Annotated in this window: 17 protein-coding genes; 14 read left to right on the top strand and 3 right to left on the bottom strand. The window is 72.6% G+C overall.

Annotated features, from left to right (window positions below):
* Nucleotides 1-148: 148 nt before the first annotated feature.
* Both BGK67_RS27035 and BGK67_RS27030 read left to right on the top strand, forming a co-directional pair.
* Nucleotides 149-1,126 carry a helix-turn-helix domain-containing protein gene (locus BGK67_RS27035; RefSeq protein ID WP_069924133.1) on the top strand — a complete coding sequence of 326 codons (978 nt, stop codon included), beginning with the start codon at nt 149-151 and terminating at the stop codon, nt 1,124-1,126.
* Nucleotides 1,127-1,150: 24 nt separating this feature from the next.
* Entirely contained in the window at nt 1,151-1,633 is a 483-nt protein-coding gene (locus BGK67_RS27030; RefSeq protein WP_069922515.1) for a DUF456 domain-containing protein, read from the top strand.
* Nucleotides 1,634-2,101: 468 nt separating this feature from the next.
* Here BGK67_RS27030 and rsgA read toward each other — a convergent pair whose 3' ends face one another.
* On the bottom strand, nt 2,102-3,229 hold the full coding sequence (gene rsgA / locus BGK67_RS27025; RefSeq protein ID WP_069922514.1) for a ribosome small subunit-dependent GTPase A: 1,128 nt from the start codon (nt 3,227-3,229) through the stop codon (nt 2,102-2,104).
* Nucleotides 3,230-3,578: 349 nt separating this feature from the next.
* On the opposite strand from rsgA, the gene BGK67_RS27020 reads away from it, so the two are divergent.
* Nucleotides 3,579-3,980 carry a VOC family protein gene (locus tag BGK67_RS27020; protein ID WP_069922513.1) on the top strand — a complete coding sequence of 134 codons (402 nt, stop codon included), beginning with the start codon at nt 3,579-3,581 and terminating at the stop codon, nt 3,978-3,980.
* On the opposite strand, the gene BGK67_RS27015 is transcribed toward BGK67_RS27020, so the two are convergent.
* Nucleotides 3,911-4,645, bottom strand: a complete 735-nt coding sequence (locus BGK67_RS27015) for a helix-turn-helix domain-containing protein (RefSeq protein ID WP_069922512.1) — start codon at nt 4,643-4,645, stop codon at nt 3,911-3,913. The genes BGK67_RS27020 and BGK67_RS27015 overlap by 70 nt on opposite strands.
* Nucleotides 4,646-4,744: 99 nt before the next feature.
* Nucleotides 4,745-5,869 (bottom strand): YihY/virulence factor BrkB family protein, encoded by a 1,125-nt coding sequence (locus tag BGK67_RS27010; RefSeq protein ID WP_079154392.1) that lies wholly within the window; start codon nt 5,867-5,869, stop codon nt 4,745-4,747.
* 17 nt (nt 5,870-5,886) lie between these two features.
* On the opposite strand from BGK67_RS27010, the gene BGK67_RS27005 reads away from it, so the two are divergent.
* The 11 genes from BGK67_RS27005 (at nt 5,887) to BGK67_RS26960 (ending at nt 16,992) form a co-directional block, all read left to right on the top strand.
* A complete protein-coding gene (locus BGK67_RS27005) occupies nt 5,887-7,536 on the top strand; it encodes an acyl-CoA dehydrogenase family protein (RefSeq protein WP_069922510.1) in 1,650 nt (549 codons plus the stop codon).
* Between the two features lie 265 nt (nt 7,537-7,801).
* On the top strand, nt 7,802-9,064 hold the full coding sequence (locus tag BGK67_RS27000; protein WP_069924132.1) for a GAF domain-containing protein: 1,263 nt from the start codon (nt 7,802-7,804) through the stop codon (nt 9,062-9,064).
* 5 nt (nt 9,065-9,069) lie between these two features.
* The gene (locus tag BGK67_RS26995; protein ID WP_069922509.1) at nt 9,070-9,633 is read left to right on the top strand and encodes a GNAT family N-acetyltransferase; all 564 of its coding nucleotides are present in this window, start codon (nt 9,070-9,072) and stop codon (nt 9,631-9,633) included.
* Between the two features lie 213 nt (nt 9,634-9,846).
* Complete coding sequence (locus tag BGK67_RS41010; protein WP_310942095.1) at nt 9,847-9,930, top strand: putative leader peptide; 84 nt, start codon at nt 9,847-9,849, stop codon at nt 9,928-9,930.
* 225 nt (nt 9,931-10,155) lie between these two features.
* The gene (locus tag BGK67_RS26990; RefSeq protein ID WP_069922508.1) at nt 10,156-11,853 is read left to right on the top strand and encodes a nitrite/sulfite reductase; all 1,698 of its coding nucleotides are present in this window, start codon (nt 10,156-10,158) and stop codon (nt 11,851-11,853) included.
* Entirely contained in the window at nt 11,850-12,038 is a 189-nt protein-coding gene (locus BGK67_RS26985) for a hypothetical protein (protein WP_069922507.1), read from the top strand. The genes BGK67_RS26990 and BGK67_RS26985 overlap by 4 nt, the downstream gene beginning before the upstream one ends.
* A complete protein-coding gene (locus tag BGK67_RS26980) occupies nt 12,035-12,748 on the top strand; it encodes a phosphoadenylyl-sulfate reductase (RefSeq protein WP_069922506.1) in 714 nt (237 codons plus the stop codon). Before BGK67_RS26985 ends, BGK67_RS26980 begins: the two co-directional genes overlap by 4 nt.
* Before the next feature lie 38 nt (nt 12,749-12,786).
* Complete coding sequence (cysC, locus tag BGK67_RS26975; RefSeq protein WP_069922505.1) at nt 12,787-13,332, top strand: adenylyl-sulfate kinase; 546 nt, start codon at nt 12,787-12,789, stop codon at nt 13,330-13,332.
* On the top strand, nt 13,329-14,264 hold the full coding sequence (gene cysD, locus BGK67_RS26970; protein ID WP_069922504.1) for a sulfate adenylyltransferase subunit CysD: 936 nt from the start codon (nt 13,329-13,331) through the stop codon (nt 14,262-14,264). The genes cysC and cysD overlap by 4 nt, the downstream gene beginning before the upstream one ends.
* Nucleotides 14,265-14,266: 2 nt before the next feature.
* Nucleotides 14,267-15,607 (top strand): sulfate adenylyltransferase subunit 1, encoded by a 1,341-nt coding sequence (locus tag BGK67_RS26965; protein ID WP_069922503.1) that lies wholly within the window; start codon nt 14,267-14,269, stop codon nt 15,605-15,607.
* 251 nt (nt 15,608-15,858) lie between these two features.
* Nucleotides 15,859-16,992, top strand: a complete 1,134-nt coding sequence (locus tag BGK67_RS26960) for an aliphatic sulfonate ABC transporter substrate-binding protein (RefSeq protein WP_069922502.1) — start codon at nt 15,859-15,861, stop codon at nt 16,990-16,992.
* Nucleotides 16,993-17,001: the final 9 nt, after the last annotated feature.

The following is a 17,001-nucleotide window of genomic DNA, read 5'->3' as shown; positions in this document are numbered from 1 at the left end:
CCGCGTAAATGGCTTCTGACCGGCGGATGTTGGCGCTGCGGTGGCGTCACCTTGGCAGAGTGGCGGGGGGTGCGGCGATGATGTCGGCGGCGGGTTTGCGCCGTGGCCGCTTCCCACCAGGGGCGGGGCTGAGAGGTGGGTGTTCGGGTTGCTGGGTGCGATAGGCCTCGACGAGGGCCAGGAGTCGGCGTACCGCGCGCTGGTGGCGTTGGGGGCGGCGGAGGTGTCCGACCTCGCGCACCGGCTGACCCTGCCGGTGCCGCAGACCGAGCGGGCGCTGCGGCACCTGGAGCGGCACGGTCTGGCCGCGCAGTCCTCGGCGCGGCCGGGGCGCTGGGTGGCGGCGCCGCCGGGGGTCGCGCTGGGGGCTCTGCTCACCCAGCAGCGGCACGAGCTGGAGCAGGCGGAGCTGACGGCGGCGCTGCTGGCGGAGGAGTACCGGGCGGAGGCGGCCGAGCCGGCGGTGCACGACCTGGTGGAGGTGGTGCAGGGCGCGAGCGCGGTGGCGCACCGCTTCCACCAGCTCCAGCTGGGCGCCGAACGGGAGGTGTGCGCGCTGGTCAGCGGCCGGCCTCAGGTGGTGACGGGTACGGAGAACGAGGCGGAGGAGCGGGCCTCCGTACGCGGCGTCGACTACCGGGTGGTCATCGAGCGGGAGGTGCTGACCCTGCCGCGCGGGATCCGGGAGGCGTCGACGGCGCTGTCCCGGGGGGAACGGGTCCGGGTGACGGGCGAGGTCCCGACGAAGCTGGTGATCGCGGACCGGACCCTGGCGATGGTCCCGCTGACGGTGCGCGGTGCGGAGCCGGCGGCGCTGGTGGTGCACGCGTCGGGGCTGCTGGAATCGCTGACGGGGCTGTTCGAGGCGGTGTGGCGGGAGTCGCTGCCGTTGCGGCTGGGCGCGTCGGGCGGGCCGGAGGAGTCGGACGGCGGTCCGGACGCCACGGATCTGGAGATCCTGACCCTGCTGTTGGCGGGGATGACGGACGCGAGCGTGGCGAAGCACCTGGAGCTGGGGCTGCGGACGGTGCAGCGGCGGGTCAAGGGCCTGATGGAGCTGGCGGGGGTCACGACGCGGCTCCAGCTGGGCTGGCACGCCTACGAGCGGGGCTGGGTGGCCCGATAGCCCCTGGTCGGTCAGGCTGGGCAGATGGATCTGCCCCAGCTGCTCCTGGTGGGGCTGGTGCTGCTCCTCGGGGTGGTCGGGGTGCTGGTCCCGGGCGTACCGGGGACCTGGCTGGTGTGGGCGGGGCTGCTGTGGTGGGCGCTGCACGAGCGGTCGGCGCCGACGTGGACCCTGCTGGTCGCGGCGACGGCCCTGCTGCTGGTGGTCCAGGTGGTGAAGTGGCTGCTCCCGCCGCGGCGGCTGCACGGGGTGGCCGTGACCCCCCGGATGGCGGTGTACGCGGGCGCGGGGGCGGTCCTGGGCTTCGTGCTGATCCCGGTACTGGGGGCGGTCCCCGGCTTCGTGGGCGGCATCTACCTGTGCGAACGGCTCCGCCTGGGGAGCCGTGGCGAGGCGTGGGCGTCTGCGCGGGCGGTGATGCGGGCGGTGGGGACGAGCGTGCTGGTGGAGTTGTTCGCGTGCCTGGTGGTGGTGGGCGCGTGGGTGGGGGTGGCGGCGTCGGGCTGAGCGGCCGGCCCCGGCCGGCATTGCCCCGCCGCTGCGCGGAGCTGCTCCCCGCCCCGCCCTTCCACCGTTCCCTGGCCTCCGCCCCAGACCCCGCGCCTCGAACGCCGGCGGGGCTGGAGTTCCCGCCTACCGGCGATCGGGCTGGTTGCCGCGCGGCGGCGGTGAACTGGCCCGCCGGGCCTCGGCGACGGCCGAGGCCGGCCTCGCCGCAACCCGGCGGCCGGGCAGACCAACCCGCACAGGGCAGGCATGGGGGCGGCGGCCGGACTCGGGCGGTGGCCGGGCTCGGCCGAGTCGCGCGTTGACGGACCGGCCGAGCCTCGGGATAGCGGCCCGGCCGGGTCCGGGTAGGCCCGGCCAAGCCGCGGGTTGGTGGCCCGGGCCGGCCCGGCCGCGGGATGGCGGCCGGGACCGGGTGGCCGGCTGGACGGGTCTGGCCAGGCCGCCGGCGGCACCGCGGCCGGAGGGTTACGCGCGGCCCGAGCGTTTGGCCGCGTAGTTGGCTCGGCCTTGCGCGGACTTGAGGCGCCAGTCGCGGCGGATCTCCGAGCGGAGCCTGGCGTCCGTCTTCGCCACGATCCGCTGGTTCTCCCGGAGCAGCTTGCGGTAGCTCTCCAGGCGGCGTTCCGGCAGCTCGCCGGAGTCGACGGCGGCCCGCACCGCGCACCCCGGCTCCGCCTCGTGCGCGCAGTCGTGGAAGCGGCAGGTCTCCGCGTACTCCTCGATCTCCGCGAACACCTGGCCCACCCCGGTCCCGGCGTCCCAGAGCCCGACGCCGCGCAGTCCGGGCGTGTCGATCAGGACGCCGCCGCCCGGCAGGGCGAGCAGGTTGCGCGTCGTGGTCGTGTGGCGGCCCTTGCCGTCGACCTCGCGGGCCTCCTGCACCTCCATGACGTCGGCCCCGAGCAGCGCGTTGGCCAGCGTGGACTTGCCGGCGCCCGAGACCCCGAGCAGCACGCTCGTCCCGCCGCCGACCAGGGCCGTGAGGACGTCCGTACCCTCCCCGGTGAGGGAGGACACCGTCAGGACCTGGACACCGGGCGCGGTGGTCTCCACGTCCTGGACCAGGTGCGCGAGGGTGACGGGGTCCGGGACCAGGTCCGCCTTGGTGAGGACGACCAGCGGCTGCGCCCCCGATTCCCACGCCAGGGCCAGGAAGCGCTCGATGCGCCCCAGGTCCAGTTCCACGGCGAGGGAGACGGCGATGATCGCGTGGTCGACGTTGGCCGCGAGGATCTGCCCCTCGGAGCGCTGGCTGGAGGTGGACCGTACGAAGGCGGTCCGGCGCGGCAGGTACGCCTTCACGTAGCGCGGGCTGCCCGACGGCTCCACGGCCGCCCAGTCGCCGGTGCAGATGACCCGCAGCGGGTCGTGCGGGGTGACGAAGGCGGTGTCGGCGCGCACGATGCCGTGCTCGGTCATGACGTCGCACTGACCGCGGTCGACGCGTACGACACGGCCGGGCAGCAGGCCCTGCTCCGCGTACGGGATGAACTCGACCGCCCACGCCGCGTCCCAGCCGAAGGGGCCGAGGGTGTCGGCGAGCGACGAGGTGGAGGGAGAAGAGGTGGAAGAAGGACGGGATGCGTGAGACAAGGGGGAACCCTTCACAGGGTGGCCCCGGCAGCGCGCGCCCGCTCGACGGCGGCGCGCGAAAGAAGTGTGAGGTCAGCCGGAGACCACGGAAGTGACATTGATGGTCTTCTGAGTGCGGGCGACGACGCCCTGCCTGACGACAGTCATCAATGAACTCACCTCCGGGTCATACGCGTGCTGGTGTTCCGCACTGGTCGGCGGGAACGGATGCACCGTAACAAGCCCCTTCCGCGGGGCGCCAGTTCTTTTTCCGACCCGGCCCCCCGGATGCGCCGATGCCCCGTCGGAGGCGGCGGCGGTGTCCGTTTCGTTCAAGACGGTCGCCCCGGTCCCGGCCTAGCCTGCCGTCATGACTCCACGACTCGACATGATCGGCATGGTCGTCTCCGACATGGCCGCTTCGCTCGCCTTCTACCGCCGGCTCGGGCTGGACGTACCGGCGGAGGCCGATGACCAGCCGCACGTCGAGGCCGTGCTGCCGGGCGGCCTGCGGATCGGCTGGGACACGGAGGAGACCGTCCGCTCCTTCGACCCGTCCTGGGCCCGGCCCTCCGGTGACGGCCGGCGTGACCTGGCCTTCCTGTGCGACTCCCCCGCCGAGGTGGACGCGCTGTACGCCGAGCTGACAGCCGCCGGGCATCCGGGGCACCTGAAGCCCTGGGACGCCTTCTGGGGCCAGCGCTACGCCGTGGTCCTCGACCCGGACGGCTGCGGGGTCTCGCTCTTCGCGCCGTCGGCGCCCGCCACGTAGGCGCCGAGCGTGGTCCCGGCCAACGCCCGTACCTCGCGGGCCAGATGGGCCTGGTCGGCGTACCCGGCGACGCAGGCGACCTCGGCGTAGGGGGTCCCCGCCCGGGCCAGCGCGAGGGCGCGGCGCAGCCGGAGCACCCGGCCCAGCGTCCGGGGCCCGTACCCGAAGGCGTCCAGGGAGCGCCGGCGCAGCTGCCGCTCCCCGAGGCCGACGGCGGCGGCGATCGGGGCCACGGCGTGGCCCGCGCGGAGACGGGCCACGACCTCGGCGACCAGCGGGTCCGGCGGACCGGCCGCGGCGGCGCGGCGGGCGGCCAGCGCCTCCAGCCCGGCGCGGGGGTCCCCGTACGAGGCCACCCGGCCGGCGAGGCGGCGTACCTCTCGGGCGGGCCACAGGTCGGCCAGGGGGACGCGCCGGTCCCGCAGCTCGTGGGCCGGTACGCCGAGCAGCGCGGGCGCGGTACCGGGCGCGAACCGGATCCCGGCGAAGGCCCCGCCCGGGACCTCCCCGGCGGGATGCGGCCCGGTGTCGGTCCCGGCGACCAGCAGCCGGCCCTCGACCCACAGCAGGTCCATGCACCCGTCGGGCAGCACGATCCCCCCGGGCCCGCCGGCCCGCCACAGCACGGCTCCGGCCACGAGCCCCGACGGCGTCTCCTCGTACACCCTTCCAGGCTAGGCCCCGCGCCCCCCGGCCCGGCGCCGGGTCGGCGACAGACAGGCAGACAGGCAGACAGGCAGACAGGCGGCAGCGTACGGCCTGCCTCAGTGCTTGCGCAGCCGTGAGGTGTAGTCCTCCGGGGGCAGGAACTTCGACCAGCGCTCGGGGAACTCGGAGGGCATGGCGTCGTCCTCGTCGTCCTCCGACTCGCCCTCCGCCATCGCGCGCCACGCCGCGGCCCGCGCGATCAGCTGGGCGGCCTCCGCTTCGCGGGCCCGCTCGTTCGCCTCGCGCGCCGCCGCGGTGGCCACCGAGGGCCAGACGCGGTCGATCGCCGCGTTGACGGCGGCGCCGACGAGGACCGCGAAGGCCGAGATGCCGATCCACAGCAGCACGGCCACCGGCGCCGCCAGCGAGCCGTAGATCGTCGGCCCCTCCACGGTGTTGGTGAGGTAGATCCGCAGCAGGAACGAGCCCAGCACCCACATCGCGAGGGCCACCAGCGCGCCCGGCACGTCCTCGATCCACGGCGAGCGCACCGGCACGGACACGTGGTACAGCGTGGTGAGGAAGACGATGGACAGCAGGGTGACGGTCGGCCAGTACAGCACCGCGATCACGCTGGTGCCATAGGGCACCAGCCGTACCACCGCGTCGGGTCCGACCACCATCAGCGGCAGCACGACCGCGCCGATGACCAGCGCGATGATGTACAGCAGGAAGGCGAGCAGCCGGGTCTTGACGATGCCCCGGTGCCCGTCGAGCCCGTACATCACGGTGATGGTGTCGATGAAGACGTTCACCGCGCGCGAGCCCGACCACAGGGCGAAGGCGAAACCGAGCGAGATCAGGTCCGGGCGGCCGCGGCCGGTGACGTCGTCCAGCATCGGTCTGGCGATGTCGTTGACGCCCCGGTCGGACAGGATCGTGCCCACCGCCCCGAGGACGTTCTCCTCGATGCTGGCGACCGTCGTGGTGCCCGTCCAGCCGTCCACGTAGCCGAGGAGGCCCAGCAGGCCGAGGAAGAGCGGGGGCAGCGAGAGGAGGGTGAAGAAGGCCGCCTCGGCGGCGAGACCGAGGATCCGGTACTCGATGCACGAGTTGACGGTGTCCTTCAGGAGCAGCCAGCCCATTTTCCGCTTCGAGACGTTGCGGTAGAGGGCGCGGGCCCGGTGGAGCCGTCCGTGGCGTACCAGGATCCGCTCTGGTGTTTCTTTTGCTGGCTGCACGTCCTTACGGTATCCGTATGGCAGCCACCACCCACACAGTCACCAATCAGGCCCCGCCGCTCGTGGGCCATGACGTCTACGGGGGCGACCGGGCCCTCACCGAGGGCGTGGAGCGTCATCTCGCCGCCGCGGCCCCCGAACTCCTCGCCGAGGTGCGGGAGGAGCTCACGGTGCTCGGGCGCTCCGCCGGCTCCGCGCAGGCCCAGGAGTGGGGCCGGCTGGCGAACGAGAATCCACCCGTGCTGCGGACGCACGACCGGTACGGGAACCGGATCGACGAGGTGGAGTTCCACCCTGCCTGGCACCGGCTGCTCGGCAAGGCCGTGTCCGCCGGGCTCACGGACGCGTGGGGGCGTCCGGCCGGGCACCTGCGGCGTGCCGCCGGGTTCTTCGTGTGGTCGCAGGCCGAGGCCGGCCACGGCTGCCCGGTCTCGATGACGCACGCCGCCGTGCCGGCGCTGCGGGCCGATCCGGAGCTGGCGGCCGAGTGGGAGCCGCGGCTCACCTCGCACGCGTACGAGGAGGGGCTGGCGCCGGCCGCGCGGAAGAGCGGTGTGCTCTTCGGCATGGGGATGACGGAGAAGCAGGGCGGCAGCGACGTACGGGCGAACACGACGGCCGCGGCCCCGCTGGACGCCTCGGGCGAGTACGCGCTGACCGGGCACAAGTGGTTCTGCTCGGCTCCGATGTCCGACGGGTTCCTGGTGCTGGCGCAGGCTCCGGGAGGGCTGACCTGCTTCCTGGTGCCGCGGGTGCTGCCGGACGGCACGCGCAACGCCTTCGCCATCCAGCGGCTGAAGGACAAGCTGGGCAACCGGTCGAACGCGTCGAGCGAGGTGGAGTTCGACGGGACCTGGGCGCGGCGGGTGGGTGAGGAGGGCCGCGGGGTGCGGACCATCATCGAGATGGTCGCGGCGACCCGGCTGGACTGTGTCATCGGTTCGGCCTCGCTGATGCGGCAGGCGCTGACGCAGGCCGCTCACCACGCGGAGCACCGCTCCGCTTTCGGAGCGCCGCTCATCGACCAGCCGCTGATGCGCAACGTCCTCGCCGACCTCGCCCTGGAGTCGGAGGCGGCCACCACCCTGACCCTGCGGCTCGCGGCGGCCTACGACAGCGGCACCGACCAGGAGAAGGCCTTCCTGCGCCTGGCCGTGCCCGCCGCCAAGTACTGGGTGACGAAGCGCTGTACGCCGATGGTGGCGGAGGCGCTGGAGTGCCTGGGCGGCAACGGGTACGTCGAGGAGTCCGGCATGCCGAGACTGCTGCGCGAATCCCCGCTGAACTCCATCTGGGAGGGTTCGGGCAATGTCCAGGCGCTGGACGTACTGCGCGCCCTCCAGCGGGAGCCCCAGGCCCTGAACGCGTTCCTCCAGGAGGTCGGCCTGGCCCGGGGCGCGGACCACCGGCTGGATTCGGCCATCAAGAACCTGCTGACGGAGCTCGCCGACCTGGAGGGCATCGAGGCCCGGGCCCGCCGGGTGGTCGAGCGCATGGCGCTGGTGCTCCAGGGCTCGCTGCTGGTGCGCTGGGCACCGCCCGAGGTGGCGGACGCGTTCTGCGCCTCACGGCTCGGCGGTGACTGGGGAGCGGCCTTCGGCACGCTGCCGCACAGCCTCGACCTGGGCGCTCTCGTGGAACGAGCGCGGATCACGGGCGGGGAGTAGTCCCCAAACCGCTCCGAGCCGGGATCCGGGCCCGTCGACCGGGATCAGGAGTGGCGCCGCGCCGACTCGGCACCACCCCTGACCCGAGAAGCCCCGAGGAGGAGCTGTCACGCCGCTGTGCGACGTCCGGACAGTTTCGGTCGGGAGACCGGGACTTGGCGAGAGTTGCATACCGTTGCAACCTTTGAGTCGTCCTGTTCGCACGGGGGAGGTTCCGGTGGCCGACACCACAGGCAGCACGGTCGATGTGGCCCGCATCTCGGCCATGGACGCGCGGGATGCCGCGCGTCTGCTCAAGGGCGTGCGGGCGGCGGCGCTGGCCGGGGACCGCCCCCCGGCCGCTCCGCGCCCGGAGATCGCCGAGTCCTGGCGCCGGATGCTGGCGGGCGGGGTGCACCCGGACCGGGACGCGCGCTCGCGGATGCTGTCGTCCGCCGAGACCGAGGAGCGGCGGCAGGACTCACCGCTGCGGGAGGTGCTGCCGGTGCTGCGCGAGGGGCTGCTCCCGGCCCTGGACGAGGCCCTGCACATCATGGTCGTGGCCGACGCTGAGGGCCGGCTGCTGTGGCGGGAGGGGCACTCGTCCATCCTGCGCAAGGCGGACCGGCTCGGTTTCGCGGTGGGGGCCGACTGGGACGAGGCCGTGGTCGGCACCAACGGGGTGGGCACCGCCCTGGTCACCCGAAGGCCGGTCCAGGTGTTCTCGGCGGAGCACTTCGTCTCCAGCCACCACGACTGGACCTGTGCGGGCGCGCCCGTGCGCGATCCGCGCGACGGCCGGCTGCTGGGCGTGGTCGACGTGAGCGGCCCGCTGGCCACGATGCACCCGGCGACGCTGGCGTGGGTGAGCTCGGTGGCCCGGCTCGCGGAGCGGGAGCTGCGCGTGCGGCACCTGGAGTCGCTGGAGCGGCTGCGGGCGGTGGCCGCCCCGCTGCTCGCCCGGCTGCCGGGGCGGGCGCTGGCCGTGGACCCGAACGGCTGGACGGCGGCCGTGGCGGGCCTGGCCCCGGTGGGCCGCGTCCCCCTGCCGAAATCGTTCGGCGCGGGGCGGGTGTGGGTGCCGCAGCTCGGCGACTGCGCGGTGGAGCCGCTGCCGGGCGGCTGGCTGCTGCGGATCGAGCAGGAGCGCACGGGCCCGGGGCCGACCCGGGTCGTACTCGACCTCAGCCGGGCGGGGTCCTGGTCGGCGACGGTGTACGGGGCCGCCGGGAGCTGGTCGCAGGAACTGAGCCCGCGCCACGCGGAGCTGCTGTTCCTGCTGGCGGAGAGCCCGCACGGGCGTTCGGCGGCGGAGCTGTCGCAGGAGCTGTTCGGCGACCCGACCCGTACGGTGACGGTCCGCGCGGAGATGTCCCGGGTGCGCCGCAACCTCGCGGGCGTGCTGGCGCACCGGCCGTACCGGTTCGCGGAGGACGTGGAGGTGGAGCTGATCCGCCCCCAGGACCCGGCCGGCCTCCTGCCCCACTCCACGGCGCCCGCGGTGATCGGGGCCCGTCTGGGCCATCGGGGTCGGGGCATGATTCCCTGACCTGCATGAGCGCCATCACCCTCACCACCTGGTCCCTGGAAATGACCTCGCCGGACGATCTGGTTCCGGCTGCCGTGCCGGGCCCGGAGATCACCGTCGCGCGGGCGGAGGTCCCCTCCCCCGAGTTCAGCCGGTTCCTGTACGCCTCCGTCGGCGGGGACATCCACTGGACGGACCGGCTGGGCCTGACCCGAGCGCAGTGGGTGGAGCAGCTGGGGCGGCCGGGTGTGGAGACGTGGGTGGCGTACGACCGGGGCACGCCGGCGGGGTACGTGGAGTTCGACCCCCAGGACGACGGTGTGGTGGAGATCGTCTACTTCGGCCTGCTGCCGGAGTTCCGGGGGCGGCGGATCGGCGGGCACCTGCTGTCGGTGGGCACGGCCCGGGCGTGGGACCTCGCCTCCCGCTGGCCGGACCGCGAGCCGACGCGGCGCGTCTGGCTGCACACGTGCAGCCTGGACGGGCCGACGGCGATGGACAACTACCTGCGGCGCGGTTTCAAGCTCTTCAAGACGGAGACGGAGCCCCGGGAGGAGACCCCGACCCCGGGCCCCTGGCCGGGCGCCTAGGCCTCTCCCGGCCGGGCTCCCGCCGGGGGTGCTCGGCCCTCCGCGGCCGGGAGCCGGGTCCGCGGCCGGGAGCCCGGATCCCCCGCCGGGCACGGCCCGGCCGCCGCGGGCCCCGGGGTGACGGCGATCACGCGGTATCACGATGCGAGACGACATCGTCCGCATTTTGGACAGTAGTGGACTCCTCCAATCGCCACATGACACGCTTCCGCCATGAATGGAGCTGGAATTGCCTTGGTGAGTCGGCGGCACGTCGACCTCGGCCGCATGTCCAGCGCCATCTGTCCGGCCTGCTGACGGAACCAGCGACCGCCGCACACCGCCACCATCCCGGCATCGTCGCCGTGGACGTGACGATCATCTCTGCCCCCTGACGGCCGAACACCGCCCTGCCCGCCGGCCACCCCGGCAAAGGCGGAAATCAGCCGCACCCGCTCAGCGACGCCGACGTGACGGGGGCGTACCACCGCTCCCCTGTGCCCCCGCTCCTGCCCTGAGCCGCCGAAGAAGGACGTACCCGCCATGGCCGCCACTCCCGAAACGCCCGCAGCCGCCGCCGCGCGCCGCAAGACAGGCCGTCACCGCGGTGAGGGTCAGTGGGCTGTCGGACACCACACGCCCCTCAACGGCAACGAGCAGTTCAAGAAGGACGACGACGGTCTCAATGTGCGGACACGCATTGAGACGATCTACTCCAAGGCGGGCTTCGACTCGATCGACCCCAACGACCTGCGCGGACGCATGCGCTGGTGGGGCCTCTACACCCAGCGCAAGCCCGGGATCGACGGCGGCAAGACCGCGATCCTGGAGCCGGAGGAGCTGGACGACAAGTACTTCATGCTGCGCGTCCGCATCGACGGCGGCCGGCTGACCACCGAGCAGCTCCGCGTGATCGGCGAGATCTCCCAGGAGTTCGCCCGCGGCACCGCCGACCTCACCGACCGGCAGAACGTGCAGTACCACTGGATCCGGATCGAGGACGTCCCGGAGATCTGGCGCCGCCTGGAGGCCGTCGGGCTGTCCACCACCGAGGCCTGCGGTGACACGCCCCGCGTCATCCTCGGCTCGCCCGTCGCCGGCATCGCGCGGGACGAGATCATCGACGGCACCCCCGCGATCGACGAGATCTACCGCCGCATCGTGGGCAACAAGGACTTCTCCAACCTGCCCCGCAAGTTCAAGTCCGCGATCTCCGGCTCGCCGCTGCTCGACGTGGCGCACGAGATCAACGACATCGCCTTCGTCGGCGTGAACCACCCCGAGCACGGCCCCGGCTTCGACGTCTGGGTCGGCGGCGGCCTGTCCACCAACCCCAAGCTGGGCGTGCGCCTGGGCACCTGGGTCTCGCTCGACGAGGTCCCGGACGTCTACGAGGGCGTCATCTCGATCTTCCGCGACTACGGCTACCGCCGGCTGCGCACCCGCGCCCGCCTGAAGTTCCTCGTCGCCGACTGGGGCGCGGCCAGGTTCCGCCAGGTCCTGGAGGACGAGTACCTGAAGCGGAAGCTGACCGACGGCCCCGCGCCCGAGCAGCCCTCCGGCCAGTGGCGCGACCACGTCGGCGTCCACCAGCAGCAGGACGGCAGGTTCTACGTGGGCTTCGCGCCCCGCGTGGGCCGCGTCGACGGCGCCACCCTGACAAAGATCGCGGACATCGCCGAGCAGCACGGCTCCGGCCGGCTGCGCACCACCGCCGAGCAGAAGATGATCGTCCTCGACATCGAGGCCGACCGGGTCGACTCGGTGGTCGCGGCCCTGGAGTCGCTCGACCTGCGGGTCAAGCCGTCCCCGTTCCGCCGCGGCACGATGGCCTGCACCGGCATCGAGTTCTGCAAGCTGGCCATCGTCGAGACCAAGGCGCGCGGCGCCTCGCTCATCGACGAGCTGGAGCGCCGCCTGCCGGAGTTCGCCGAGCCGCTCACCATCAACATCAACGGCTGCCCGAACGCCTGCGCCCGCATCCAGGTGGCGGACATCGGTCTCAAGGGCCAGCTGGTCCTGGACGACGAGGGCAACCAGGTGGAGGGCTACCAGGTCCACCTGGGCGGCGCCCTCGGCCTGGAGGCCGGCTTCGGCCGCAAGGTCCGCGGCCTCAAGGTCACCTCGGCCGGTCTGCCCGACTACGTCGAGCGGGTCGTCAAGAGCTACGAGGAGCAGCGCGAGGACGGCGAGCGGTTCGCGGCGTGGGTCGCCCGCGCGGACGAGAAGAGCCTCTCGTGAGCGAGCGCGCCGCACCGTTCTACTGCCCGTACTGCGGCGACGAGGACCTGTTCCCCCATGAGACGGGCCACGGCGCGTGGGAATGCAGGGCCTGCAACCGGGCCTTCCAGCTGAAGTACCTCGGGCTGCTGTCCCGGGGCGTGCGGTCCGATGCGGCGGGATCAGCGGGAGGCGACGAGATATGACCACCACTCAAGACGCCGGTCTCAAGAGCGCGAAGCTCAAGGAGCTGGCCGAGCGGGCGGGCCGGGAGCTGGAGGACGCCTCCGCGCTGGAGATCCTCACGTGGGCGGCCGAGACCTTCGGCAGGAAGTTCGCCGTGACCTCCTCCATGGAGGACGCGGTCGTCGCCCACCTGGCCTCCCGCGCCTTCCCCGGCGTGGACGTGGTCTTCCTCGACACCGGCTACCACTTCGAGGAGACGATCGGCACCCGCGACGCGGTCGAGGCGGTGATGGACGTCAACGTCATCACCCTCACCCCGCGCCAGACGGTGGCCGAGCAGGACGCGCGCTACGGCCCGAAGCTGCACGACCGCGACCCCGACCTGTGCTGCGCCCTGCGCAAGGTCAAGCCCCTCGAAGAGGGCCTGACCGCGTACGACGCCTGGGCGACGGGCCTGCGCCGCGACGAGTCCCCGACCCGGGCGAACACCCCCGTGGTCGGCTGGGACGAGAAGCGGCAGAAGGTCAAGGTCTCGCCGATCGCCCGCTGGACCCAAGGCGACGTGGACGCGTACGTGGCCGAGCACGGGGTGCTCACCAACCCGCTGCTGATGGACGGCTACGCCTCCGTCGGCTGCGCCCCCTGTACCCGCCGCGTGGCGGAGGGCGAGGACGCGCGGGCCGGCCGGTGGGCCGGGCGCGGCAAGACCGAGTGCGGACTGCACGGCTGATGACGACGACCAGCGAAACACTTACGGAGACACAGCAGATGAGCGTGAGCGACCAGGGCGCCACCGTGTGGCTGACCGGGCTGCCCAGCGCCGGCAAGACCACCATCGCCTACGCGCTGGCCGAGCGGCTGCGCGCCGATGGCCACCGTGTGGAGGTGCTCGACGGGGACGAGATCCGCGAGTTCCTCTCCGCCGGACTCGGCTTCAGCCGCGAGGACCGGCACACCAACGTGCAGCGCATCGGCTTCGTCGCCGAACTCCTCGCGAGCAACGGCGTCAAGGCGCTGGTACCGGTGATCGCGCCGTTCGCGGACAGCCGCCAGGCCGTCCGCAAGCGGCACGCCGCCGCGGGGACGGGCTACCTGGAGGTCCACGTGGCCACCCCGGTGGAGGTCTGCTCCGAGCGGGACGTGAAGGGCCTGTACGCCAAGCAGGCCGCGGGCGAGATCTCCGGTCTGACCGGGGTCGACGACCCGTACGAGGCGCCGGAGTCCCCGGACCTCCGTATCGAGTCGCACACGCAGACCGTCCAGGAGTCGGCTTCGGCCCTGCACGCGCTGCTCACCGAGAGGGGTCTGGCATGACCACGGTCGCCCACCTGCACGAAGAGACCGACGCGCCCTACGCGCTGTCGCACCTCGACGCCCTCGAATCCGAGGCCGTGCACATCTTCCGCGAGGTGGCGGGCGAGTTCGAGAAGCCGGTGGTCCTGTTCTCCGGCGGCAAGGACTCCATCGTCATGCTGCACCTGGCGCTGAAGGCGTTCGCGCCGGCGCCGGTGCCCTTCACCCTCCTGCACGTCGACACGGGGCACAACTTCCCCGAGGTGCTGGAGTACCGCGACCGCACGGTCGAGAAGCACGGGCTGCGCCTGCACGTGGCGTCCGTCCAGGAGTACATCGACGCGGGCAAGCTGCGCGAGCGCCCGGACGGCACCCGCAACCCGCTGCAGACCCTCCCGCTGACCGAGGCGATCCAGCGCCTCAAGTTCGACGCGGTCTTCGGCGGCGGCCGGCGCGACGAGGAGAAGGCCCGGGCCAAGGAGCGGGTCTTCAGCCTCCGCGACGAGTTCTCCCAGTGGGACCCGCGCCGCCAGCGCCCCGAGCTGTGGCAGCTGTACAACGGCCGCCACGCGCCCGGTGAGCACGTGCGGGTCTTCCCGCTCTCCAACTGGACCGAGCTGGACGTCTGGCAGTACATCGCCCGTGAGGGCATCGAGCTGCCGGAGATCTACTTCGCGCACGAGCGCGAGGTGTTCCAGCGGGGCGGCATGTGGCTGACGGCCGGCGAGTGGGGCGGCCCCAAGGAGGACGAGACGCCCGAGACGCGCCTCATCCGCTACCGCACCGTCGGTGACATGTCCTGCACCGGCGCCGTCGACTCCGACGCCGCCACGCTGGACGCCGTGATCGCCGAGATCGCCGTCTCCCGCCTCACCGAGCGGGGTGCGACCCGCGCCGACGACAAGATGTCCGAGGCCGCGATGGAAGACCGCAAGCGCGAAGGGTACTTCTAGACATGACCTCCACCACCGAGCCGTTCGCCGATCTGTCGGCGACCACGCTGCTGCGCTTCGCGACCGCCGGTTCCGTCGACGACGGCAAGTCCACCCTGGTGGGCCGGCTGCTCCACGACTCCAAGTCGGTCCTGACCGACCAGATGGAGGCCGTCGAGGCCGTCTCCGCCCAGCGCGGCCAGGACGCCCCCGACCTCGCGCTGCTCACCGACGGCCTGCGGGCCGAGCGGGAGCAGGGCATCACCATCGACGTCGCGTACCGCTACTTCGCCACCGCGCGCCGCCGGTTCATCCTGGCCGACACCCCGGGGCACGTGCAGTACACCCGGAACATGGTCACCGGTGCCTCCACCGCCGACCTGGCCGTGGTGCTGGTCGACGCCCGCAACGGCGTGATCGAGCAGACCCGCCGGCACGCGGCCGTCGCCGCGCTGCTGCGCGTCCCGCACGTGGTTCTGGCCGTCAACAAGATGGACCTGGTCGGCTACCAGGAGTCCGTCTTCGCGGCGATCGCGGAGGAGTTCACCGCGTACGCCTCGGACCTGGGCGTCCCCGAGATCACCGCGATCCCGATCTCGGCGCTCGCCGGGGACAACGTGGTGGACCCGTCGGCGAACATGGACTGGTACGGCGGCCCGACGGTGCTCGAACACCTGGAGACCGTCCCGGTCAGCCACGACCTCACCGCCTGCCCGGCGCGTTTCCCGGTGCAGTACGTGATCCGCCCGCAGACCGCCGAGCACCCGGACTACCGGGGCTACGCGGGCCAGATCGCCTCCGGCGTGCTGCGGGTCGGCGAGGCCGTGACCGTGCTGCCCTCGGGCCGTACCTCGGTCATCGAGGGCATCGAATCGCTCGGCAAGAGCGTGGACATCGCCTGGGCCCCGCAGTCGGTGACCGTGCGCCTCAAGGACGACATCGACATCTCGCGCGGCGACCTGATCGCGCCGTCCGCGAGCGCCCCGGCCACCACGCAGGACGTCGAGGCGACGGTCTGCCACGTGGCGGACCAGCCCCTGGCCGTCGGCGCCCGGGTGCTGATCAAGCACACGACGCGGACGGTCAAGGCGATCGTCAAGGAGATCCCCTCGCGGCTGACCCTCGACGACCTGTCCCAGCACCCGAACCCCGGGCAGCTGGTGGCGAACGACATCGGCCGCGTGGTCGTCCGTACGGCCGAGCCGCTCGCGCTCGACGCGTACGCCGACTCGCGCCGCACGGGCTCCTTCCTGCTGATCGACCCGGCCGACGGAACCACCCTGGCGGCGGGCATGGCCGGCGAGTCCTTCGCCTCCCAGGCCGAGACCACCGTCCAGGCCGACGAGGAAGGGTGGGACTTCTAGCCCATGGCTTCCGACATCTGCTCCACCTTCGCGAAGGAGGGCGGCCGCGTGGGCTGGGGGTACCCCCGGACGAAGTCCGGGGGAGGCGCCCTCGGCAGCGGCCAGGGAGGGGTGACGCGATGTGCGCGCTGACCGTGTCGCCGTCGGCGCCCCGCTGTCGCACCGGCACCTCCCGTGAGCCGTACCCGCCCCCGCTCCACAGACGAAGACGTGCGTCATGAGATGACCGCGTCACGAGAGGAAGCCCTCCCGTGCCTGCCACCGCCACCACCCGCACGACGCGCAGCAGCCGAACGGCCCTGCGCCGCGGCCTCGTCGCCGCCGCCCTGCCGCTGCTGATCGGTGCGCTCGCCTCCTGCGGCTACGGCTCCCAGGCCGAGAAGGACGAGCCCCAGCCGGCCGGCGCCGCCGGCAAGAAGCTCTCCGCTTCCGAGGTCCGGATCGGGTACTTCTCCAACCTGACGCACGCCACCGCTCTGGTCGGCCTCCAGGAGGGCCTGATCCAGCGGGAACTGGGCGGCACGAAGATCAAGCCGCAGGCCTTCAACGCCGGTCCGTCGCAGATCGAGGCCCTCAACGGCGGCTCGCTCGACATCGGCTTCATCGGCCCCTCCCCCGCGATCAACGGCTACGTGAAGTCCAAGGGCTCCAACCTGCGGATCGTCTCCGGCTCGGCCTCCGGCGGCGTGAAGCTGGTCGTGAACCCGGACAAGATCAAGAGCCTGGACGACGTCAAGGGCAAGAGGATCGCCACCCCGCAGAAGGGGAACACGCAGGACGTCGCGTTCCTCAACTGGATCTCGGAGAAGGGCTGGACGGTCGACCCCGAGTCCGGCAAGGGCGACGTCTCCGTCGTCCGCACCGACAACAAGGTCACCCCCGACGCCTTCAAGCAGGGCTCGATCGACGGCGCCTGGGTGCCCGAGCCCACCGCCTCCAAACTAGTCTCCGACGGCGGCTCCGTCCTCCTCGACGAGACCGCCCTGTGGCCCGACCAGAAGTTCGTGATCACGAACACCATCGTGTCGCAGAAGTTCCTCAAGGAGCACCCCGACGTCGTCGAGGCGGTCCTGGCGGGCACGGTCAAGACCAACGAGTGGATCAACGCCAACCCCGACAAGGCGAAGGCCTCCGCCAACGCCAAGCTCGAAGCCGAGAACGGCAAGCCGCTCGAAGCGAAGATCATCGACCCGGCCTGGCCGAGCATCGCCATCACCGACGACCCGCTGGCCTCCACCTTGAAGACGCAGGCCGACTACGCGGTCGAGGCGGGGCTCATCGAGCAGCCCGACCTGACCGGCATCTACGACCTGAGGCTCCTGAACAAGGTGCTGAAGGCCGCCGGCAAGCCCGAGGTCCCCGACGCCGGCCTCGGCGCCGAGTAACCCGCAATT

It is taken from the genome of Streptomyces subrutilus, from assembly GCF_001746425.1.
Lineage (GTDB): Bacteria > Actinomycetota > Actinomycetes > Streptomycetales > Streptomycetaceae > Streptomyces > Streptomyces subrutilus_A.
This window is presented reverse-complemented; position numbering and strand designations above follow the sequence as displayed.

Bases quoted from the DNA above. Each gene is read 5' to 3' on its own strand.
- BGK67_RS27030 (WP_069922515.1), top strand. From the start codon at position 1,151: ATGGATCTGCCCCAGCTGCTCCTGGTGGGGCTGGTGCTGCTCCTCGGG.
- BGK67_RS27020 (WP_069922513.1), top strand. From the start codon at position 3,579: ATGACTCCACGACTCGACATGATCGGCATGGTCGTCTCCGACATGGCC.
- BGK67_RS27005 (WP_069922510.1), top strand. From the start codon at position 5,887: ATGGCAGCCACCACCCACACAGTCACCAATCAGGCCCCGCCGCTCGTG.
- BGK67_RS27000 (WP_069924132.1), top strand. From the start codon at position 7,802: ATGGACGCGCGGGATGCCGCGCGTCTGCTCAAGGGCGTGCGGGCGGCG.
- BGK67_RS26995 (WP_069922509.1), top strand. From the start codon at position 9,070: ATGAGCGCCATCACCCTCACCACCTGGTCCCTGGAAATGACCTCGCCG.
- BGK67_RS41010 (WP_310942095.1), top strand. From the start codon at position 9,847: ATGAATGGAGCTGGAATTGCCTTGGTGAGTCGGCGGCACGTCGACCTC.
- BGK67_RS26990 (WP_069922508.1), top strand. From the start codon at position 10,156: ATGGCCGCCACTCCCGAAACGCCCGCAGCCGCCGCCGCGCGCCGCAAG.
- BGK67_RS26980 (WP_069922506.1), top strand. From the start codon at position 12,035: ATGACCACCACTCAAGACGCCGGTCTCAAGAGCGCGAAGCTCAAGGAG.
- cysC (WP_069922505.1), top strand. From the start codon at position 12,787: ATGAGCGTGAGCGACCAGGGCGCCACCGTGTGGCTGACCGGGCTGCCC.
- cysD (WP_069922504.1), top strand. From the start codon at position 13,329: ATGACCACGGTCGCCCACCTGCACGAAGAGACCGACGCGCCCTACGCG.
- BGK67_RS26965 (WP_069922503.1), top strand. From the start codon at position 14,267: ATGACCTCCACCACCGAGCCGTTCGCCGATCTGTCGGCGACCACGCTG.